A 22,244-nucleotide genomic window follows, 5' to 3' on the forward strand; every position below is an offset into this window, starting at 1 on the left:
CAAAAGTGCATTTCAAAAGGATATAATGCTGTTGAAATGATTTTTGATTTCGCAGCGCCTCTCGCACGCTAAACTTGCTGCATGGAAAAACGATACAAACTCTGCATATTTCTCTTTTTGTGCTGTCTTCAAGGTATGGCGCAACAGTCTGTGGTAACGAAAACTTCGGGATTGATTTTTGGTTTTGCGGTGGATTCACTGTTAAAAACTCCCTTGCCATTTGTGACGGTCAGTATATCCGATCAGTCATCAAAAATCCTTACTGCCTCAGTAACGGATGAAAAAGGTTACTTTGAATTCGCCAATGCCGGGGAAGGAGAAATGATTATCCGGCTCAGTTTCGTCGGGTATAAAACGCTTTCGAAATCATTTATAATAACAAATTCCGCCAAGTCTTTTGATTTAGGTACGATCAGATTGCAGCAGGATCTCATTCAGTTAAAAGAAGTGGCAGTGACCGGCCAGAAAGCCTCAGTAAGCCTGGATCTGGACAAAAAGATCTTTGAGGTCGGAAAAGATATTTTGTCACAAACCGGGTCTGCGACAGAACTTTTGAATGGGGTTCCTTCGGTAAGTGTGGGACCTTCGGGGGTGATAAGTCTGCGTGGCAACAGCAATGTTTTGGTTCTGATCAACGGTCGGCGCAGCGGACTCACGCAGGCTAACGCACTGGAACAAATCCCGGCAGATCAGATTGAACGGGTTGAGGTCATTACAAATCCATCATCCCGGTATGACGCAGCAGGATCTGCCGGTATCATCAATATTGTTTTGAAGAAAAATAAAAAGGCAGGTTTTAACGGACAATTGCGGCTTGTTGGCGGCATTCCGAATGACAACAGAATCAGCCCGAGCCTTAATTTTAAATCTGAAAAAGTAAATCTGTTTGCGACACTGGGTATCCGGTATTCGGATTATGTAGGTCTATACAAAACTAACCAGGTTACAAAAGATAACGATGTCAGTACTTTTTTAAACCAGCGGCAGGACGAGAAACGCCACGATGACGGAAAACTTTTATACGTCGGGGCAGATTATCTTTTAAATAAAAAGAATACCATTACCGCTGCTTTTCTCAAAAATGCTACAAAGGATCACGACAAAACTGAATTGTTATACCAGTATGCCAGTAATACAAAAACAGACAGCACCTTGCTCAGAAATGGCGAATCCTGGGAAAAAAGAGATTACAACCAGCTGGAATTTAATTATACAAAACTCTTTGACCGGAAAGGGAAAAAGTACAGTGTGGATATGCAATACGACTTCTGGAACAGTGACAAAGATTGGTATCTGACAACCAAAAAGTTATTACCAACAGAGCAGCCACCTGCCTTTATCCGAACAGGTTCGATCGGTTCAAGCAAAGATTTTTTGCTGCAGACGGATCTTATTCAGCCTTTGGATAGTAATGCGGTTCTGGAATTTGGATTGAAGGTTGAAAAAAGAAATGTTACTTCTTTATTTAAAGCTGAACAGCAAATTGATAATAGGTGGGCAATCATTGACAACATCGACAATGATCTGATTTATGATGAGCTGATCGGCAGCGGATATGTGCAATTAAAAAGTAAAGTCGGCAATCTGGCTTACCAATTGGGTATGCGGACAGAATATACCAGAATTGAAATTGAAGACAGAGATCACATTTATGACCGGTCAAGAAGTTATACCCGTTTTTTTCCAACCGTACATCTGACCTATCAGCTGACTCCAAACGCGACTTTTCAGGGAAATTACAGCAAAAGAATAAACCGGCCGTCACTGGCTTTATTATATCCTTTCAACGAGCTGACAGATTTTAATGCGCGTTATGTCGGAAATCCGCAATTAAATCCTTCCTATGCGGATGTGTTTGAATTTGGGTTTTTGAAAACCGGTAACGTGCTGACTGTGAATCCATCGGTCTATTATCAGAATAATGCCGGTATCATTCAGGATTACACTTTCCGAAACGGGCAGGGGATTTTTATCACTTCTCCTGTCAATATTGACCGTGAAACCCGTAGTGGTGTGGAGTTGTCTGTTTTATATAACCCGCTGAAAATATTACAGCTCAATGCAGAACTAAATGCCTACCGGTTTAAGCAGACAGGTTGGTTTCAGGAGCATGATTTTGATTATCTGGGTAATGCACTGACAAGCCGTATCAGTGCGCAGCTCAAACTTGCACATCAGCTTGGTTTTCAGTTTCGCTATAATTTGATCAGTGCTCAAAGCAACGCTCAGAGACATACCGCAGCCATCCAGAATATTGATTTTGGAATTAGTAAAAACCTGCTAAAAAATACAGCTACGGTCGTTTTTGATATTACCAACCTGTTTAATCTGCGGGATTTTAAAACAACCACCACAGGAAATAATTACCTGCAAACGCAAATAATCCGGCCTAATGCTTCAAGATACAGACTCACGTTTTTGTATAGATTGAATGGTATGGGGAACCAGGCGGTAAGGCAGGCAAAGAGAGGGAATCGGGAGTAGGTTGCTGAAATTTCTTTGTTTACTTGTATAAAAGTTTTCGGCGATCATCGCCGAAAACTTTTGTTTTGATAAATAAGTTTATTTACAATTACTGTATGGAAAAGCGATTTGAAAAGTATAAAGGAATTCATCCGGGAATTGTTCTTGAACGGGAATTGAAGAAACGATCGCTGAAGCAGCGACCTTTTGCCCTTTCAATTTCTGAACATCCGCAAACATTCAATGCAATTACAAAAGGAAAGCGAAATTTGAATACTGCACTTGCGCTAAAAATTGAAAAAGAATTAAACCTGGAAGAAGGTACATTCGTTTTTTTGCAGGTTTATTATGACATCAGAGAAGAAAAGATTAAACAGGAGAATTTAACCCCGGATTTATCTTTATTAAGAAGTTCTCTTTTCTGGGATACAGATATTAACCGGATTGACTGGTCGCGACAATATATTGCAGTGATTGAGAGAATATTTGAGCGTGGGAATACTCAGGAAAAGGCGGAGATTAACCGTTTTTATGGTGAAGAGAAAGTTCATGATGTACTTACAGCTCAGGGGAAAAAGCTTTCTTCAATTCATGATGATAATTTGTAAAATGGCTACATTATAATACAATACTGTAAGTGGCTGATAATTTTCCCCATGGAATAATATTTGCAATCTCTTCCCAAAAACTAAAACCAATGAAAGAGAAAGACATCAAAAAAACAGCAAGAATTATTCTGGGAGCAGGCCTGGTTTTTGCTGGAATCAGCCATCTCACCTTTGCCAGAAGAGATTTCCGTGCTCAGGTGCCAGACTTTGTTCCTCTGAAGAAAGACGATACTGTGGTTTATTCGGGCATCGCAGAAATTGCACTGGGAGGTGCGCTAATCCTGGCAAATAAAAAACAGAAGGAAACAGTTGGGAAAGTTGCTGCTGCATTTTTCACCGCTGTTTTCCCCGGCAATATTGCGCAGTTTGTCAATAAAAGAAGTGCTTTCGGGTTGGATACAGACGGAAAGCGATTTGCAAGGTTATTTTTTCAGCCGGCTCTGGTTTATTGGGCACTAAAAAGTACCAGCAAAAAGAGCAAGGAAATTGTTAGTTAATCAGATATTAATAAGAAGGTCAATGCCGAAACCTGACATCTTTCAAAATCAAAAGATGTCAGGTTTATTTTTATCTGAGCTGATTTCAAGATCAACAAACTACTTCAATTTAAGCTCTTTCCGCACCTTTTCAAAATTGACATTTTTAATTCCTGACCTTTCAAATTCTTTGATATCCCGGGTCAGGCTTTCTTTAAATTTACGCTTATCCGGTAATTTCTCATTCTTATGAGCGCGGTAAATTTCCATTGCCTGGTCGTATTGGCCGGTTAGCAAATAATAATTCCCAAGGTTTTTAAGCAGATATAAATCTTGCGGATCTTTGCCAAGTCCAAGGGTAATGTACTTTTTCGCTTCCTGATATTCCTGCTGGCAAAGCAAATTGAAGGCCAGGCCATTGTATACCTGCGGCGTTGTAATGCCCAATGAGATCAGTTCACTGTAAGATACCTGAAGTCCTGTCAAATCCTTTGTAATCTTCTGTCCTTCAATTAATTTAAATATTTCGTTAATCCTAACCTCTTTTTCTGACAAGCCATCTAATCCCATTTTCCGGGTACAGGTTCGGATATTGTCTCTGATAATTTTGTCTTTTTCAATATTGGAAAGACTCACATAGGATGAAGGCACATAGGCGGTCTTGATCTGATTTTTTGCACATTCACAAATCTTTTCACTGGCTGAATCTTTGATACTAAACTTCGAAAGACAGTCAGCATAGAGTGTTTCCAGGTTTTTTGCAGACCAGATTTCTCTGTATTCTTTACTTGAAATAATGGCAACTACGTCCAAAGAAACAGCTACACCTTCCGTCACACTTGGATTTCTTAAACAAATAGAAAGATCTTTTCGCACGATAGGTATCTGAAAAACACCGTTCCGGCTATTTTGGGCTGTTCCTTCCTTGTAAAAAACGGGAACGTCATAACTATGCAACCCGACAAGATTCGTTTTCTCAAATTGTTTTTGTCCGTTGGCATCGGTAAGATAAATATCAACAGCTCCGCTTCCGGAAGGTTTAATAAGCTGCGCGACAACATTAGTGACCAATCCGGCTCCAATCAGACTGAGCGCGCCATCCGAAATAAGCCGTGCGATCTGCATTTCCAGACCGGAACTTTGCACCCGCTGTTTCTCATTACTTGTTGTGACGGTAGCGAAGGAATAATACCAGGCTACTGTATTGGCCGGCAGTGTAACAGGAATTACCAGCCGGTTCTTTCCGCCAATCCGGGCTTTACTGTTCAGATAAATCGTTTGTCCTTTTATCAGGCTTTTTTCCTTTAAAACAGTGGTTGTTGACTGCGCTGATAAAGAATTGATATTGATCAATAAAAGAAAAAAAAGTAAGGTTTTATTCATTTTTGTGACATAGAATGGTACCACAAAGTGAATCAATATTTTCCATTTTATCAGAAATTATTGCGTTTTGAACTGAAATAGTGGTGGTTAAATCAGTATTGCTAGGGTGTTAAGTTCTGTATATTTTCAAAATGGTACTACATCCCACTTCATGACACCACCATATGTGCCCGTTGCCATAACTTTCCCATCCGGCGAAATAGCGATGATGTCCGGTGTTTCATTGCGTATTTTCAACGGATAATCTTTGAAGGCACCGCTGTTAAGATTCCAGACCCGGACTGCGCCAAAAATACCGGCAGCAATCCATTTTCCATCAGGCGAAAAATAAATCCGGCGGGCCGTATCATTCCGGATTTTGTTGGGATAATCAGTGAAATCAGTTGAATTAAGTTTCCAGACCCTGACCGCTCCCCAAATACCAGCTGCGATCTGGGTGCCATCCGGCGAAAAACTTACATATACCGGCGTTTCGTTTCTTACTTTTGCAGGGTAATCTTTATAGGAGTCTGAGCTTAGATCCCAGACCCTGGCCGCGCCATAAACGCCGGCAGCAATCAGATTACCATCAGGAGAAAACATAACAGAAGTTGGCGTTTCATTGATTACTTTACCAGGCAGTGATGGTTTTGTTGCTTGGCATGAAATCAATAAAATCAGGCTAAAAAAAGAAATCAGGCAGGAATTATAAAGATTTTTAGTTCTCATATCGAAACTTTGAACATGATTTTCCCTGATGACAACTGTAATTTTATCTACCCCCATCCCGGAAAGCAAAATCTACTTTCTGTCATCACTCCAGACCAGTTTTTCATTAGAAATGTTCTTTCTGAAATCCGGACATCTGCCATCTCCGCCTCCGGTTATTCCACCATCCGGGCTGCAAAGCAGATTGCAGTTTTCATCCAGTAGCTCACTAAATGCATCACAGCAGCTTGGCGGAATGTAATAAACAGTTGACCCATTATAGGTCATACTGAAAACCTTGGCCGGAGGATTTCGTACGGTTTCTTTTTTAATTGTATTAATTCTTTCCACGATACAGTCCGGTGCATTGATCTTTTCAACTTCTTTGTTTTCGCAGCCGGTAACGCAGAAAGTAAATAGAATGATAGAGAGAATATTTTTCATGGGCCGGTAATTTAGACAAATCAAATTTACAATATAATTTTAATGTAATCGGATTGACCGGTTTAATCGATTACTTTCTTACCTTACGATGCGTATACACATAATAGCCACAACTTTCAGGAATACGTTGCAGTTCATTTTCATCCTGAATCCGGTTTTTTTTTAATTTTGTTAAAAGATCTATTGAACCTTTGGCATAATTTTAGTCGCATTATCAGCCGTCTAATAGAAGTACTCGCATGTTAAATTCTTATTATCAGAATATTATTTCCTAATTACCGATATAGGTAAAATATTATCACTACCATATTGGTGTCACTTACCTCCTAAACCTATGTTTGCAGCAGAACCGCATCACATCATTGCAATTGGCGCATCGGCTGGTGGCCTTGATGAGCTCAATACATTTTTTGACCATACTCCTTCTGACGGCATATCTTACGTAATTGTCCAGCATTTATCTGCCGAATTTAAAAGTCACATGGTTGCACTGCTTACCAGGCATAGCAAACTGGTGGTGCAGGAAGCAGAAGATGGCATGTCCATTTTAGGAAATCAGGTATATATCATCCCAAATGACAAATTTATGACCGTTCGCGGCCATAGTTTGTACCTGACAGACAAAACCGATGACCGCGGCCCCCATATGACGATCAATACTTTCTTCAGTTCACTGGCAGCGGAATATGGTCCAAAAGCAATTGCCGTTGTGCTATCAGGGCTTGGATCTGACGGTACGGATGGGGTGAAAGCTATAAAAAAAGCAGGTGGACTTGTAATTGTGAGGGAACCTGAGGGGACAGAATTTCAAAGTATGCCTGCTAATGCGATAGCCACCGGTATGGTTGACTTTATCATCGAGCCGGAAGCGATGCCCGGTGTAATTGAAGACTATGTATTGCGTGAGCTTGAATTGCAGGCATCGGGTGTGGATGATGAAAAACATGTCGCAGAAATTATTGAACTCATTAATACGGAATTACCACTTGATTTTTCTGATTACAAACATTCTACTATTTTAAGAAGAATAAAAAGAAGGGTAGCATCCAATAACTTTGGTGAGTTAGGAAGTTACGTTCAATTTATCAAAGCCAATCCGGGGGAACTGGAAATTTTGGCGAAGGACTTTCTGATTAGTGTAACAGGTTTTTTCCGGGATACCGAATCGTTTAAGTTTATTGAATTTAATGTAATTCCTGAAATTATTGAAAGGCTCGCCCCACAGCAGGAAATCAGAATGTGGGTAACCGGATGCGCCACTGGCGAAGAGGCCTATTCGATGGCGATGCTTATCAGTGAACAACTGGGAGATAAGATCAAGGAGCATGTTGTGAAGATTTTTGCAACTGATATTGATAGTGCGGCACTGCTGCATGCCGGGAAAGGTATATACAAAAGGGCTGTCCTGTCAAATATGTCAGAGCAGCGTATGAGCAGATTTTTCCAGCAGGAAGGTGAAGATTTCAAGGTCAAGCCGGCCTTGCGTAAAATGGTTATTTTTGCCCAGCATGATCTGGTAAAAAATCCGCCTTACTGCAATATGCATTTCATAAGCTGCCGGAATGTTTTGATCTATATGACACCGGCGTTGCAAAAGAAGATTTATCTGATGCTTCTTTTTGGTCTCAGATCAAATGGGTACCTTTTTTTAGGTTCGAGCGAAAACCCTTTGCCGATCATGCAAAGCCTCAGAGTGATCAGTAAAAAATTTAAAGTTTATAAAAACGAGGGAGCCAACCACCAGGTGAGGTTTGAATCATTTTCACTTCCCGAAGTCTCCTATAAAAAACATATCGATACACCCCATCCAAAAGAACAAAATTATAAAGTTCCGGACCGGACACTCGGCGATGCGGTCAATGAGACCTTGATGAAAGATCTGGGTCAGCTGGTGATCTGCATTGACCAGAACGAACGGATACTGAAATTTTATGGAGACACAACAAAATTTCTGTTGCAGAAGATCATGACGACAGAATTTACGGAGCTGCTTCCAGGCCCGTTGTTGGTTGCTTACAATGCAATTATCGGTAATGTTGTGCAAAATGGTGAAGCGTCTTCGGTGACGGGTATTAAAATAAAACAAGGGGACCAGATCGTAGACGTCACATTATCTGTTACTCCGATGATCTACAAGGGCCGGACTAATGGTTTTTTAGTGGTGCGTATTTACGAGGAAGGTTTAACGGAAATCTCATCAAACAGTGAGCTCATTTTTGATGAGGGGGTTTATTTAAACCAATATACCCAAAATCTGGAACAGGAGGTGAAGGATCTCAAAGAAAAACTCATGGCCTCGAATGAGAAATTGTATTCGCTGGACGAAAACATGCAGTCATTTAACGAAGAACTTCTTTCAGCAAACGAAGAGATGCAGAGTACCAGTGAAGAAATGCAGTCAATAAATGAAGAACTTCATACGATCAATTCTGATTATCAGCTAAAAAATAAAGAGCTTTTGGAGCTCAACGACGATCTGAATAATTATTTCAGAAGTAACGTAAACGGCCAGCTCTTTCTTGATGACCAGCTGCGTCTGATAAAATTTTCACCAGGTGCGGTAAAATTGATAAACCTGCTTGATAGCGATATTGGCCGCGCACTCAGCAGCATCTCAACAAATTTTAAAGTTGAAACAATTATTGAAGATATCAACCAGGTTTTAACCACTGAGGAGCTTATCACCAAAGAAATTCAGACCAAGGATGGCAGATGGTACCAGGTTATGACCATGCCCTATGTTAGACAGATTGATAATAAGACCTCGGGAGCTATCATTACTTTCAATGATATTACCAAACTTAAAACCATTCAGGAACAACTCGACAAAAAAAATGAAGTCCTGACACGTATCAATGCCGACCTTGACAATTTTGTTCACACCGCTTCCCATGATTTGCTTGACCCTTTAAACAGCATAGAAGGAACCCTATCGCTGATTACTTCGATCGATACGAGTGATCCTGAAATAAAAGAAGTGTTACCGATCATTAGCGGTTCGGTAAAAAAATTCCGTTCGCTGATCAGTGAAATTGCCGTTGTTGCTAAAATTGAAAACAACGCGCTGGAAACAGAAGCTGTCGATCTGGATGAGCTATTGGATAATATTGAGTGGAGCCTGAGTGAGCGGATAAAGTCCAGCGGGGCGATAATAAAACGGGATGTGCAGGTGAAAAATGTAGTTTTTTCAAAAAAGAACCTGCGTAGTATATTGTATAATCTTATTTCTAACGGAATAAAATACCGGTCTGAGAAAATGCCGGTTATTGATGTACGGATTTTTGAAGAAGAAAATCATACTTTACTTTCTGTTCAGGACAATGGAAAAGGGATTGAAAAGCGCCATCTGGAAACCATTTTTGATAAATATACCAGGCTGCAAACGGATGGGGATGGCTTTGGTATAGGACTATATCTGACCAGTAAAATAGTCCATGCTTCCGGTGGCAGGATTGAAGTTGAAAGTGAGCCGGGCAAGGGCAGTAAGTTCACAATATTCCTGAATAAATAATATGGCTAATCGCCCCAGGTTTTTAGTAGTAATAGGTGCGTCGGCTGGTGGATTAAATGCACTCGTGGAAATGGTCCGGACACTGCCGGTTGAACTGGATGCCGCTTTTTGTATCGTCCTTCATTTGTCGCGCAAAGGAATTGGTGATTTTGTTGTGCATCGCCTGGGAAAGGTAACTTCCCTAAATTGCAGTATGGCCGTTAATGGTGCCGACCTTGAAAAGGGGCATATTTATGTTGCGCCTCCTAATCAGCATTTACTGGTTAAAGAAGGAAAAATCTTATTAGGGTCAGGCCCTCAGGAGAATCGTTTCAGGCCATCAATTGATGTGCTTTTCCGTTCCGCGGCTGTGGCATATACCTCAAATGCTATTGGTATTATATTGAGCGGGATGCTTGATGATGGTACGTCTGGTATGTGGGCCATTAAAAGAAGTGGTGGCATTTGTATTGTTCAGGATCCGAATCAGGCTGAATATCCCGACATGCCGCTTTCAGTGATAAACAACATGGAAGTTGACCACGTTAGTGAACTTAGTGATATTGGAGAACTTCTTAGTCATATAGGAAGTCAGGACCGCAAGTTGGAAATATCTGCTCCTCAGGAGGTTATTCTCGAATCACAGATCGCTGAGAAAACTGCTGTGGGCATAGATGCTGTGGAACAAATTGCAGATAAAAGTGTCTTTGCCTGCCCGGATTGTGGCGGCAATCTCTGGAAAGTAAAGGGCGATATCATTAACCGGTACCGATGTCACATCGGCCATGCCTACACAGAGCGCGACCTTGTGGTCAAGCAGGCAGAAACGGCCAGTTCAACCTTGTGGGTAGCCCTCAGGATGATGGAAGAACGTAAACATTTGCTGCGTAAACTGGAAGTTGACTATGCCAGTAAAGGTTACAATTCATTATCTCAGGATCATCTTGAGAGAAAAGATGAAATGCAGCGGCATATTGATACCCTTAAAAATATGCTTTCGGATTTGCAAAGCCAGGAAACGGCTGTTCCCTATTAAGTTTATCTACACAATCTGTTTTTGCTTTTCAGATTAGGAATAATTCATTTGCCCGGATCGGGTTACCAGATCTATGCATATGAGTTATTTTCCAGCCATTGTTTAAATTCCATAATTCGTAAATAGGCACTTGTTTTTTGATAGGTCTGCGGTTCTCTGGTGATGATCGCCATTTGAGCCGCAACAAAAACATCAGACTCTTCAATAGTGGCAAATCCGTTAATTTTGACTGGTTTTTCCGGCAGCTTCACAGTTGCAAAGTAATCTTCAAGTTCTTGGATGCTCATCGTATCGGAAGTAAATTTTGGTTTGCTAATATAAAATCAGTCTTACGGGGCAACGCAGCTGAGGCTGTTTAAAGTTTCATTATTTCCTTTATATTGTAGTAATAATTCCGCAAAGCTGTTAATGATTTGTGTGCTGTTTGACCTGATCTGCGCATAATTAGCTGCAATTTGGCACAGGCAAAACGGGCATGATTTTATTTAAGATCCGGTTATTCATCAACATAATTAAAAAGTATAATGGAATCAAGAAATAACATCAGCCATACCGCAAACCGTGATTCAGTAAATTTTCTGAATCAGTCATTTGAAAATACCAATCCGTTTAATAGTCCTTCGAAAACCACAAACCAGCCATCACATCCGGTCGCAAAAGCAGGGAAAAGGCCACGCATCATGCGGCCGTTGTATTCGGCAAGATTGTCGTGAACTGTTCTTTCTACAATGATCGAAAAATAATAAGCAATCCTTCGCCGATATGAGCTGGGGATTGCTTGTTTGTTTTTAGGATCTTAATTTTATCAGCTTTTTCCAGTAAGTGATTTGTGATCATTGATCAACCTTTTACAAAGTATAGCCCAGTTTAAGCGTCATATAGTCCCGGTTATAATATACCTTTTCATCAATCAAATTCATCTCAAACGAAATTGAAAATGAATGAAGGTTTACCCCAATCCTGGGAGAAACCCCAAAACGCGTTCCCAGATTTTCTCTCCGGGCGGCCACAGTCTCAGAGCCCGGAAGTTGACCTGCTGGAAGCTGGCCATAACCAAGGCGGTAGAATCCAGCTCCGATACCGATAAATGGTGCGGATTTATGGTTCCAGAGTTTTATGATATCTGCGGTAGCCGACAATGAGCCAATCGGGTCTGCTTTGATTCTGCCCACTTCACTGACATAAGAATTCATAAAAGTATACTCTCCGCGAAGCCCGACAGCGATATAGTTGGTCAGCCGGTAGGAAGGTTCAGCGGATATTGACAGCACTGATGTATTAAGAAAAGTTGCTTTGGTTCGGTAGGTTGATCCCACACCAGCACTGATTTTAAGATTCCATCGGTCTCTGTATTGCAGAAAGTCCGGAGAACTTTGATCATAGGTTAAAGGGCGGAGTATTTCTGTATTATTCTGCGCCTTAGTGGCCTGAAATATAAAAAACGCGGATAGCGTAAACAAAAACTTTTTCATTAATTAGCTGAGTTAACTTGACTTGATTTGGGAAGTTTTTCTGAAAGGGGCAGGGAGAATTTGCGTTTACAAAAAAATGTATGCCAGATCAACCATTGGTTACAATTAGATTGATTAGAAAACTGATGGCTACCGGAAAAATGCAATTAGTCCTATTTCCATGCTGATTATCTGCAAATGAAAAGGGGACTGACTGAGGAAAGATTTGAGCAAAATATATAAAACAAGTCGGGTTTAATGAGATTTATAAGCTTACACTTTCACAGAATTTTATCATATCAGATAACAAATCCAACAAAAATTGTCGTAAGATCTGGTTGGGAATAAATTCTCTGCGTCGCGTTAATTTGTTGAAAAATGCAACACTTTAAGCTAAAAGATGTTTTCCCTTGGTATCTATTTTACCTCAACTCTAAGGTAGTTTTTGGATTTATTTTGAAGAAAAATGGTTGTAACTGATAACAGCACATGTATTATGAAAATCAAGTGATTTCATTGCCTGTTATGTTGGTATCGAATGAGGCACCTTTTCAAAAACATATTCAGATTTGCAGGATTTAGCATTGCTTTTTTTGCTATCGTGTTGTTATGTATTCACTTTTGGTTCAAATACAATTCTGAAAGAACCATTGAACAGCTGATCAGTTGGGGCTCGCGGGGACAGCTCAAATGTTCCATTGAAAAGATCGAAACCAATTATTTTCATAATGCAATCCATGTGCAGGGGATCAGTATTTTTACGGTCAATTCTTCCAGACAAGCAACCAGTTATAAATTCAATGTTAAGGATTTCCATTTCCGGACACGTTCCAGATGGGACCTTTTTGTACACAGGCAGTTGCTGATTGATTCTATCGTTTTCAACAACCCGGAAATCATCATTGGAAAAAGGAAGTCCTTGCAAACAGACAGTACCAATAAAATTGCTTTACTGGACGATCTTGAAAAACTGTACAGCTCCATCTATAAATCGCTGGATGTGCTTAATCTTCAATTGTTTAAGATCAATGATGGCAAGCTCCTCGTTAGGGATGAAGATAAATTTTCCAGATCTCCGCTTATCGTAAACCACATTCATTTTTCCATCCATAAAATGAAAATTGGTTCGGCACACGAACAAGATTCTTCCCGGTTTATATTTTCTGAACGGGTCAAGCTCCGCATTGCAGACCAGAAAATTATTCTTCCTGATAATAAAGGCAATATCACTTTCAAGGAGCTTCTGATCGATTCAAAAGAAAAGCTGGTGCGACTTTCCGGAGCAACAGTCCGTATTTTGCCTTCCATGGGTCAAAAAAATAGCCTGGATCTTAAAGCAAAGAAACTAAGTTTTCTGGGTTTGGATTTTAATTTATTATACCAGAAACAGATCGTGAAGGCCGATTCTGTTTTTCTTGAAAATCCGGTTATTACTTCTGAACTTTTTGTTGGAGGAAAAGCAAGAAAAAGTGAAAATGACAAAAAGGCTTTGTTTGATAGTACTTTAAACCAGTTGCCGGTCGCTTTTAATATTGGCCATGTAGTGATGCAAAATGGCGGTATGGATCTGATTCTGCATCAGGCAGGAAAAATAACACGGTTTTCTGCGAATAATGACAATGTCAGTATTTCCGGTTTTCATCTGAATGATTCCGGCAAAAAAGAGCTGAGTATCGGTGGCTTTCATTATACGATCAGGAACTACAACGGTTTTTTACCCGATAGTATTCTTCAACTGAAATTTGACAGTCTTCAATTTATCAATGATAAAATTGTCCTTCATAATCTGGTCGCTGCAACGCCGCGTAACGGGCGCAACAAAGTCTTAAGAAATTATCTTATACCGCGTTTTGAGATCACAGGGATGGACTGGCTCACTTTTATTTTCCAGAATAATTTCAAAGCGCGTGAGGCTGTAATGTATCAGCCCATTCTTCGATCGGTGCAAAATGATCTTTTGAATTCAGCATCTGTACGCAGTTCAAAACGATCTGTATATCAAAATCTGTCGCTGATGGATAAGATTATTGATCTTGAAAAACTAAGGATTGTAGATGGTGATGTAAGCTTAAAACGCGGCGGTGTGCTGGACTTGCGACTTCAAAAACTGAATCTGAGCTTTCATGTAGGAAAACTGGGTAAAGCAAGAACACCCGATGAATTGGTTGGTTCTGTCAGGCAACTGTCATTTGGAACTGCCGCGGTCTCTACGCCCTCCGTGATCGTTACTACGGGCCCGTCCGTCTTTAATGAAATTGGACAAAAACTTGTTTTTGACAGTATTAAGGTTGATACAAAAAATGGCGATATCGGCGGGATATTTAAGAAGGTTGAGGTTCAGGATTTTTCTTATGAAAATAATCAGCTCGATATAAGCAGGTTACAGTGGGAGGAGGGCTCGGTATCTATGGATGTTACAGGTTCCGGGGCGGCACCGGAGGTGAAATCAAGCCGGACGCTTTGGTTTTTTATTGAACAAATGAGCGGAAACAATACAAAGCTGTTTTTTACGGGAAAAGGCATGAAGGCCGAAGTCAATCTGGAAAATCTTTCTGCAAACAAAATTTCAAGAGAAAAAGGCAGTTCGCTGCAAACAGAAGGTCTTCGTGCCCTGGGAATCAATGCCAGTGTCGACACGCCTGGAGGGCATTTGCAGCTGGGTATTTTTGACATAAGGGATCAGGAAAATTCAACGGTTCGTGACATTGTTTATCACCGTCAAAATCCGGAGGATAGTTTACTTGTCAATATTCCGGTTCTTGGTTTTAAGCCATATCTGGAACAGACGATTCTGAGCAAAAAGCTGACAATTGATTCAGTTAATGTGGTTGAGCCACATGTTGTATTTTCCACCCGGAATGTTGACCGGAAAGACTTATTAAATTCCAGGCCAATTGCTTTACCTCATTTGAATATCAATGCAATTGCTGTCCATGATGGGAATTTTCAGGCACAAATGGCCGGCGACAGTATCTTGGTTAATCATATTTCTATTTCTTCCAAAAATATAAAAACACAGCAGGATAAATCCCTTCTGGCTGACAGGATCCGGGTGGAGACGAATGCTGTTTTGCTTACTAAAAGCAGTGGTGAGCGGGCATTTACAGACGGGAATTTATCAGCTGATCTGGATCATTTTAAATACGATCCGGTACTTAAATCCTGGGCTACGCAGCTTGATAAACTTGAAACGGACCGCATTTATTTCAGCAAAAATGATGCTGATAAATACATACGGATGTCGGCGGAAAAATTAAAACTTGAAGATCTTGCTGCAAACCAGTATGATTTTGATGAAGGTTTGTCCTGGATAGTCAACCGCTCCGGTGCCCGTTTGCAAGTGGGATCAGTGGATCTGCAAACAGAAAAAACTTTTATTGGATTAGACGGACTGAGTTTTGACGGGAAAAAGCACAAGGCTATAATACAATCATTTTCATTAAATCCGGCAGTAAGCAGGTCGGATTTTTATGCCAACCGGGTATACCGCAAGATTTATCTGACAACAAAAACCGGCGAAATCCGCATGGAAGGTTTGGAGCTTAGAAAACAGGGACTGCAAATCGCTTATGCCGGCGTTGATCACGCCGCAATGACAATTTATGCTGACAAAATGAAAAAGTTTGATCCCTCCGTGATCCAGCCTTTACCCATAGCTGCTCTGACCAAAATAGGTTTCCCGTTTCATATTGATCAGGTTCAGCTTCAAAATGCCCGGGTTCATTACACAGAGCTGAATCCAGTTTCGAAAGATACCGGAAGTGTAAATTTTTCCAATGTCAATGCCAGCATCAATCATGTTTCCTCATACACAACAGCTGGGCAGGATAGTCTGCATGCAGCGGTTTCGGCTTTGTTTTTAGATAAAATGCAATTGAAGGTGATGATGAGCCAGTCGTACCAGGACACGTTGGGTGGCCTTCGGCTGGATGTTGAACTTGGCCCGGGAAAACTTACTGAGCTCAATCCATTTCTCGCTCCGCTGCTTTCTGCCAGGGTCAGATCAGGTGTTCTTGACTCTTTGCAAATGACTGCTTTTGGAAATGATTATGTTTCAAAGGGTAGTATGAAACTGCATTACCATCATCTGAAAGCAGATCTGCTGGATTCTGGTAGGGTGGACCAGCAAAGATTCCGCACGCGGCTGATCGGTTTTGTTGCCAATAAAATTGCGATAAGAAATAAAAATACAAAGAAAGAAGCATCATTTATTTTTGTCAGAAACAGACAAAAACCAGTGATCGTCTATTTCCTGCGTATGGTGGTAGGTGGAAGCGCAGGCGTCATTGCGCCGGTCACCAATATTATTTTTAAAAAACAGTACAAAAAGAAAATTCAGGATGTACCCGGGAATGCGGTGTTGGTTTTGTAAAAAAATATTTTTTCAAACTGATAAAAGTAAACCCTGGTTATTAAAGTTACATTCAATTATTACCTTTTTTAGATCGATGATACATTCTTTTCTAATGATAGGGCAGTCCAATATGGCGGGACGTGGTTACCTAAAAGATGTGGCCCCTATATATGATGAACACATTAAAGTGCTGATTAATGGGCGCTGGCAAACCATGACAGAACCTGTAAGCCATGACAGGCCGATGTCAGGTGTTAGTCTGGCCGCTACATTTGCAGGAGCTTTTCGCCTTCAAAATCCTGAGCAGCAAATTGGATTAATTCCCTGCGCCGATGGTGGCACAAGCCTTGATGACTGGGCAGTAGAAGGTGCGCTTTTTGAAAATGCTGTTTCCCAGGCTAAGCTTGCCCAGCGCGAAAGTAAGTTGGCTGGTATTTTATGGCATCAGGGAGAAAATGACAGTTTTTCGGGTCTTTCGGGCCAATATTATCAGAAGTTAAGTGTAATTGTGGACGCACTGCGCCTCGCGCTAAATGCCGGTGATATTCCATTCATTGCCGGAGGTTTGGGTGATTTTCTGAGCGGGGGCAGATATGGCCAATATTTTACTGAATATCAGAAGGTAAACCAGGCACTTTTGCATTTCGCTGATACAAAGCCAAACTGCTATTTTGTATCCGCAGCCGGGCTGGGCGCCAATCCTGACGATCTTCATTTCAATGCAGATTCACTTCGAATATTTGGTTTTCGTTATTTTGAAGCATGGCAGCATCAGAAAAATGTATTGACAGAACTTCCGGATGAAAAAGCTATTGTTAGTACCATCGTCAGCAGGCCGCTGACAAAAAATGAAAAGATTGCTTTACTGAAAAACAGCTTTGCCGGCGGTGTATTGTCGGAAGATGATTTTGAATCGGAGATGAAAAAGTTAGAACAGTTATGATACGATCCGGCAGAATTTTACCATTCTGCCGACTTTTCATTCAGATTCTGTCCTGAACTGAAATCCTTGCCAATAAACAGGGCGTACTCCAGGTTGATTCCCATCCCGACTGTGCCCTCTTTCAACTTTAAGAAAATTCTTTCCAGATACATCTTCTTGCCGTTGACAGTGGTGTAAACCTTCGGTTTTCCAGCCTTGTCAAGCATCATGTAAAACTTCACTTTTTTCGAAGCTGCCAGCTCCATTTCATAAAAGTTTAGTGATAACTCTGTGGTTTTCATACCAAACGCAAGTGCTTTTTGTATGCTCGTAAGAGGCATCTTCTCACCGCCATCGGCGTAGGCAATTTTGAAAATGTCCACAGGTTCTTCCGCAACAATCGCACCATTTTTCAGATTGGCATTGTAAACAAACGTATTATGATTGTCGCTATGCTGAATAAAAAACAAACGTTTTTCATCGGGTGCCGGAACGGGATATCCTTTTTGAGCATATGCGCCGGTCCAGCCGGTTAGCAAAATTATAAGTAGTACATATTTCATCGGTTCATTTTTTTATATAATTCCATGGCTTGCTACTAAAAAACTCCCACGGTTCTCTAACGGGAGTTGCCCCTAATTTACAAATAAAATTTTCGAACAAAGTTATTTTTTGAATGGCTTATTTTTTATGCTGCTTGTGTTATAAAGACGGATTAAATAGTGCTTTGAATAATAACTGGCACCTTGACGAAGGAGATTTTTATTAAGATTGTCATCAAAATTAAAGCAGGGTAAATTAAATATTCGGATGATTTTTTTAAGTTACAATTTACTAAAATCGAGAAGATCATCGTGATAGTATTTAAGCTTCCCTGGTCCTCTTAAAATAAAAAATGGCTCTTTCGAGCAAGTCGAAAGAGCCATTTCATGATATAGTCAGGTTAGTTTTTTGCAGCCATTGCATCCATCAGCACATAACGCCCTCTGTGTTTTTCAGTTTCCAGGCGGCTGTTTACATCCAGATACATGTAGTGGGCATCACCTTCGCCTTTCACCGGCAACCATTCCGGCAGGCCTTTGCCATTAGGATTTGTTGTTTTAATAAAATTGGCAAAATATGCCTGCATCGTTTCGGACACTTTGTGATCTTCCGGAGTCCAGGCGTACACTTTATTCAATGATAGATTTCCCATTGCATATTCAATTTCCGCAGAATGTACCGCACCTTTTGGCAATGGAGCTTTTGCAGCCGCAGGTTCTGTACTTTTGGAAACTCCGCCGGCAAGGTTGGCTGATATATTTCCCATTTCAGCATTCATAGCAGGGCGGGGACGGCCGTATAAATACCGGTAAACTGGCTTTCCACCTCCGGTTTTGCTCTGCATATCGATCCATTTCCAGGTACCGAAACCAATGAAACGGTCGCCGGCAAGGTCAGTGGCTACCTGCTCAACTTCCGCATCAGAGGAAGCAGCATATTCTTTTAAAACTTTATCTGCCTGCTCTCCAAACATTTTCTGCACTGCTTTCGTATAATTTTCAAGTGTTGGTGCTTCCTTGCCCAGTATCATTCTGTAATTCATTTCTTCTGAATTCCATCCGGCCAGTAGAGGTACCTGCGATTGTTTGCCAGCCTGAAATGTTTTCAAAGGAGGCTCTGTGAAAAAGTAGCCATCCACTGCGGAAAGAAATCTGGAAACACCCGCGCCTGCTGTTGCTTTTAACAGATCTTCCGAAGATATCGCCCGCATTTCTGCGAGCGTTTTTTTGCCAACCTGTTCGTTGAATTTTGCACCGGCATGTTCAGCTTGCGCCAATGGCACCGGAGGAAGCGTACCCAGAACAGATCCACTTTCACCGATAGCAGCTGAAAATAAATTTTTGGAAAGCGGCGAAGCCATTAATGCACTCACTGAAAGTGATCCGGCAGATTCTCCTGCGATTGTAACTCTTTCAGGATCACCGCCAAAAGCTGCAATATTTTGTTTCACCCAGGCCAGTGCCGCAGCCTGATCCAGATATCCGTAGTTTCCAGAAGCATGGTGCGGGGATTCTTTGGTAAGATCTTCTGATGCATAAAAACCAAATACGCCCAGACGATAGTTCACAGTCAGAGTTACGATACCTTTTGTGGCCATACTTTCTCCATCATAACGGCCCTCAGAACCGTCGCCGGCCACAAAACCACCGCCATAAAAGTAAACCAGGACGGGAAGTTTTTCGCTGGCCGACTTGGCAGGCGTCCAGACGTTCAGGTAAAGACAATCTTCACTCATACCATCCGAACGAAAACCCATATCGCCAAAAACAGGATTCTGCATGGCGCGCGGACCAAACTTGTCGGCTTTGCGAACGCCCTGCCAGTTCCTAACAGGCTGCGGTTCGCGCCAGCGGAACTGGCCAACCGGAGGAGCTGCAAAGGGAATTCCCTTAAATGCCCTGATGCCTGTGGATTCGGTTACACCTTCAAGGGTTCCATGAATGGTTTTGGCCTGGGGGGCCGCCGTTTTTTTAGATTGCGCCGTCGCGGCCTGCATGATTTGCAGGGCAAGCAGCATGGTGATAAAAATTGTTTTCATTTCCGGAATTGCATATTTATATACATGTTAGGTAAGACAATCTGATCAATAAAATCTATATTGTCTCATTATGGAACAATAATAAAAAATTATTTTGACAATCTTTCTTTTTTCTAACTTGCACATCAAATTTTAATATAATGACCGAGGAAAAAGTCAGATTAGAGCAGAATTCAGAAGGAGCCGGTTATTTGCCCGGACTAGCCATGGATTTTGTAATTTTTGGATTTGATCAATACCAGCTGAAAATTTTGCTGCTTGAATACCGCAATACCAGTCTTTTTGCTCTGCCCGGCGGATTTGTAAAAGAAAACGAAAATATGAATGATGCTGCGCGGCGCGTGCTTAGAGAGCGGACGGGACTTTCGGATATATACCTGGATCAATTTTACACATTCGGAGATCTGGCACGTTACGATCAGGCTCCGCTGCGAACAATCATGCAGGCAAAAGGTATGAATCCTACCGATGATCACTGGCTTTTAAGACGTTTTGTTTCTGTGGGTTATTATGCGCTGATCGATTTTAGCAAGGCAGCCCCAACCCCTGATCCACTTGCTGATACATGCATCTGGTACACGCTGGAAAATCTGCCAGCGCTGATGCTCGACCATAATACAATTGTGCATAAAGCATTGCAAACTTTAAGAGCTGATCTTGACCGAAAACTGGGCGGTTATGATAGCTGGGCCGCGCCGCTGCTACCCAAGGCCTTCACGATGGCCGAACTGCAAAAATTGTATGAAACCATACTTGGACAACAGCTGCGAAGGTCAGGTTTTCAACGCAAAATGCTCAGTCTTGATATTTTGGAAAGGCTTGAAAAACAATATAGCGGTGGTGCTCATAAAGCACCCTATTTATATCAGTTTAAATAGCTGGATTTTTCAAAATAATGACGCTTACTTTTTTCATTGACTAAGTCAATATTTGTAATCGATTATCTGATCAGCGTCATTTCAATGAAGCAATTTTACTTTCGAGGGATTTTTTGCGGCAAAATTAAAAATCATCTGCATCATATAGTGATTGGCAAAGATGGGTTTCAGGTTTTGACTAAGCGGATCAACATTTTCAATTTCAGTTTCTGCCGGAACATAACCAATACCCGTGAGCCTTCCTTTCTGCACCCAGATACAGCCAATTTCATCCGGATTTCTGCCGGTATCTACAATCACAAATCCGGCCAGACCTTCGCTGAAAGAGTGTAAAGCCTTCATGACCAAATGATTGTATTCTTCTGCCGGAATATTTTCAAACGCATCGCGAAGCTGGCTGAGTTCAGGTGATTCCTGGCTAAACAAAGGGTAATGGCTGTAAGCGCATTTATCAGGATTAAGCTTGAAATCAATCACCAGCTGGCGCAGCATTCTGATGCCATCCGCCTCTTTATCAAAGATGTGTACTGCCTTATGCAATTTGCTTTGTTTCCCAATAATGAGCCTTAAAAAGCCTTCTCCGTCTTCGTAAGTGTATAATGCAAAACGGAATTCGGGCCGCTTTAATGCCCTGTTATACTGAGGCCAGAGCCGCTTGATTTCGGATGCTTCCAGGATCAGTGCCATCAGTTCACTGCCACAAGGCTCGCAGCTGACAGAATATATATTTCGAAGAAAATGTTGACGTTGAGAATTGGTGTTGTGGCCTGTGAAATGCTGTGTGACACGCTTTTTGATATCAGCCGCTTTCCCAACGTAAATCTCCTTTCCTGTATGATCTTTGAAATAATATACACCGGGGCAAGAGGGCAGCGCCATAAATTCATCTTTGTCAAGATTTGGCGGAAGAAGCTGCTCTTTGGAAGTCTTTTTAAGCATCGAACCTATATGCCCCTGGTCATCGGCGGCGATCAGTTTTTCAAAAAGTATGGCCGTGGCGTCCACATCACCGCCAGCCCGGTGACGGTTTTCAATAGCGATTCCCAGCGAATCACAAAGTTTGCCAAGGCTGTATGAGGCCTTCCCGGGTATGAGCTTTCTGCTAAGTCTGACCGTGCATAGTTTGGGGGCATTAAATGCAAAACCGGCCAGTCCAAGATGATGTTTCACAAAGGAATAATCGAAATTGACATTGTGGGCCACAAAAATGCAGCCTGAAAGTATCTGGTAAATTTTAGCCGCCTGCTCTTCAAAAGTCGGGCTGTCCTGAACCATTTCAGGATTAATACCGGTAAGAGCCTGAATTGAAAGTGGTATTGGTCTGCCCGGATTCAAAAGCGTTTCAAAACTGTCGATCACAGCGTTACCATCATGGATCCTGATCGCTATTTCAGTAATTCCACTTGCAGCTGCATGGCCCCCGGTCGTTTCTATATCTACTATGGCGTAGTTCATTTTGCACTTTTTAGCC

General features: G+C 41.5%; 17 protein-coding genes. 9 read left to right on the plus strand and 8 right to left on the minus strand.

The window, feature by feature from the left end; genetic code table 11:
- The first annotated feature begins 81 nt into the window (after nucleotides 1–81).
- From LXL81_RS04480 to LXL81_RS04490, 3 genes are all read left to right on the plus strand, one after another.
- Nucleotides 82–2,484: an outer membrane beta-barrel family protein gene (locus LXL81_RS04480; protein WP_234645508.1), complete on the plus strand. Its 2,403-nt coding sequence runs from the start codon at nucleotides 82–84 to the stop codon at nucleotides 2,482–2,484.
- 95 nt (nucleotides 2,485–2,579) lie between these two features.
- Nucleotides 2,580–3,071, plus strand: a complete 492-nt coding sequence (locus LXL81_RS04485; protein ID WP_234645509.1) for a DUF6922 domain-containing protein — start codon at nucleotides 2,580–2,582, stop codon at nucleotides 3,069–3,071.
- 89 nt (nucleotides 3,072–3,160) lie between these two features.
- Nucleotides 3,161–3,568 carry a hypothetical protein gene (locus LXL81_RS04490; RefSeq protein ID WP_234645510.1) on the plus strand — a complete coding sequence of 136 codons (408 nt, stop codon included), beginning with the start codon at nucleotides 3,161–3,163 and terminating at the stop codon, nucleotides 3,566–3,568.
- Nucleotides 3,569–3,667: 99 nt separating this feature from the next.
- On the opposite strand, the gene LXL81_RS04495 is transcribed toward LXL81_RS04490, so the two are convergent.
- The 3 genes from LXL81_RS04495 to LXL81_RS04505 all read right to left on the minus strand — a co-directional run bounded on the left by LXL81_RS04495 (nucleotide 3,668) and on the right by LXL81_RS04505 (nucleotide 6,061).
- Entirely contained in the window at nucleotides 3,668–4,930 is a 1,263-nt protein-coding gene (locus tag LXL81_RS04495) for a M48 family metallopeptidase (protein WP_234645511.1), read from the minus strand.
- Between the two features lie 126 nt (nucleotides 4,931–5,056).
- The gene (locus LXL81_RS04500; protein ID WP_234645512.1) at nucleotides 5,057–5,638 is read right to left on the minus strand and encodes a WD40 repeat domain-containing protein; all 582 of its coding nucleotides are present in this window, start codon (nucleotides 5,636–5,638) and stop codon (nucleotides 5,057–5,059) included.
- Between the two features lie 72 nt (nucleotides 5,639–5,710).
- A complete protein-coding gene (locus LXL81_RS04505) occupies nucleotides 5,711–6,061 on the minus strand; it encodes a DUF6970 domain-containing protein (RefSeq protein ID WP_234645513.1) in 351 nt (116 codons plus the stop codon).
- A gap of 334 nt (nucleotides 6,062–6,395) precedes the next feature.
- Between LXL81_RS04505 and LXL81_RS04510 the strand changes: the two genes are divergently transcribed.
- The gene (locus LXL81_RS04510) at nucleotides 6,396–9,572 is read left to right on the plus strand and encodes a chemotaxis protein CheB (RefSeq protein WP_234645514.1); all 3,177 of its coding nucleotides are present in this window, start codon (nucleotides 6,396–6,398) and stop codon (nucleotides 9,570–9,572) included.
- A 1-nt stretch (nucleotide 9,573) separates the two neighbouring features.
- Nucleotides 9,574–10,587, plus strand: a complete 1,014-nt coding sequence (locus LXL81_RS04515) for a chemotaxis protein CheB (RefSeq protein ID WP_234645515.1) — start codon at nucleotides 9,574–9,576, stop codon at nucleotides 10,585–10,587.
- A 71-nt stretch (nucleotides 10,588–10,658) separates the two neighbouring features.
- Here the strand turns inward: LXL81_RS04515 and LXL81_RS04520 are convergent, their stop codons facing one another.
- The gene (locus LXL81_RS04520; RefSeq protein WP_234645516.1) at nucleotides 10,659–10,874 is read right to left on the minus strand and encodes a DUF6965 family protein; all 216 of its coding nucleotides are present in this window, start codon (nucleotides 10,872–10,874) and stop codon (nucleotides 10,659–10,661) included.
- 237 nt (nucleotides 10,875–11,111) lie between these two features.
- Between LXL81_RS04520 and LXL81_RS04525 the strand changes: the two genes are divergently transcribed.
- Nucleotides 11,112–11,300: a hypothetical protein gene (locus tag LXL81_RS04525; RefSeq protein ID WP_234645517.1), complete on the plus strand. Its 189-nt coding sequence runs from the start codon at nucleotides 11,112–11,114 to the stop codon at nucleotides 11,298–11,300.
- Nucleotides 11,301–11,435: 135 nt separating this feature from the next.
- Here the strand turns inward: LXL81_RS04525 and LXL81_RS04530 are convergent, their stop codons facing one another.
- Nucleotides 11,436–12,059, minus strand: coding sequence for a hypothetical protein (locus LXL81_RS04530; RefSeq protein WP_234645518.1), 624 nt, complete (start codon nucleotides 12,057–12,059; stop codon nucleotides 11,436–11,438).
- A gap of 517 nt (nucleotides 12,060–12,576) precedes the next feature.
- On the opposite strand from LXL81_RS04530, the gene LXL81_RS04535 reads away from it, so the two are divergent.
- Together LXL81_RS04535 and LXL81_RS04540 are read left to right on the plus strand one after the other, a co-directional pair.
- On the plus strand, nucleotides 12,577–16,410 hold the full coding sequence (locus LXL81_RS04535; protein WP_234645519.1) for a DUF748 domain-containing protein: 3,834 nt from the start codon (nucleotides 12,577–12,579) through the stop codon (nucleotides 16,408–16,410).
- Nucleotides 16,411–16,486: 76 nt separating this feature from the next.
- Nucleotides 16,487–17,335 (plus strand): sialate O-acetylesterase, encoded by an 849-nt coding sequence (locus LXL81_RS04540; protein WP_234645520.1) that lies wholly within the window; start codon nucleotides 16,487–16,489, stop codon nucleotides 17,333–17,335.
- A gap of 17 nt (nucleotides 17,336–17,352) precedes the next feature.
- On the opposite strand, the gene LXL81_RS04545 is transcribed toward LXL81_RS04540, so the two are convergent.
- Both LXL81_RS04545 and LXL81_RS04550 read right to left on the minus strand, forming a co-directional pair.
- Nucleotides 17,353–17,877: a DUF4833 domain-containing protein gene (locus LXL81_RS04545; protein ID WP_234645521.1), complete on the minus strand. Its 525-nt coding sequence runs from the start codon at nucleotides 17,875–17,877 to the stop codon at nucleotides 17,353–17,355.
- A 380-nt stretch (nucleotides 17,878–18,257) separates the two neighbouring features.
- Nucleotides 18,258–19,895, minus strand: a complete 1,638-nt coding sequence (locus tag LXL81_RS04550) for a carboxylesterase/lipase family protein (RefSeq protein ID WP_234645522.1) — start codon at nucleotides 19,893–19,895, stop codon at nucleotides 18,258–18,260.
- Nucleotides 19,896–20,035: 140 nt separating this feature from the next.
- On the opposite strand from LXL81_RS04550, the gene LXL81_RS04555 reads away from it, so the two are divergent.
- Nucleotides 20,036–20,773 (plus strand): NrtR DNA-binding winged helix domain-containing protein, encoded by a 738-nt coding sequence (locus LXL81_RS04555; RefSeq protein WP_234645523.1) that lies wholly within the window; start codon nucleotides 20,036–20,038, stop codon nucleotides 20,771–20,773.
- An 81-nt stretch (nucleotides 20,774–20,854) separates the two neighbouring features.
- Here LXL81_RS04555 and LXL81_RS04560 read toward each other — a convergent pair whose 3' ends face one another.
- Nucleotides 20,855–22,228, minus strand: coding sequence for an exonuclease domain-containing protein (locus tag LXL81_RS04560; protein WP_234645524.1), 1,374 nt, complete (start codon nucleotides 22,226–22,228; stop codon nucleotides 20,855–20,857).
- Between the last annotated feature and the right edge of the window lie 16 nt (nucleotides 22,229–22,244).

Source organism: Dyadobacter sp. CY356, from assembly GCF_021440195.1.
Classification (GTDB): domain Bacteria; phylum Bacteroidota; class Bacteroidia; order Cytophagales; family Spirosomataceae; genus Dyadobacter.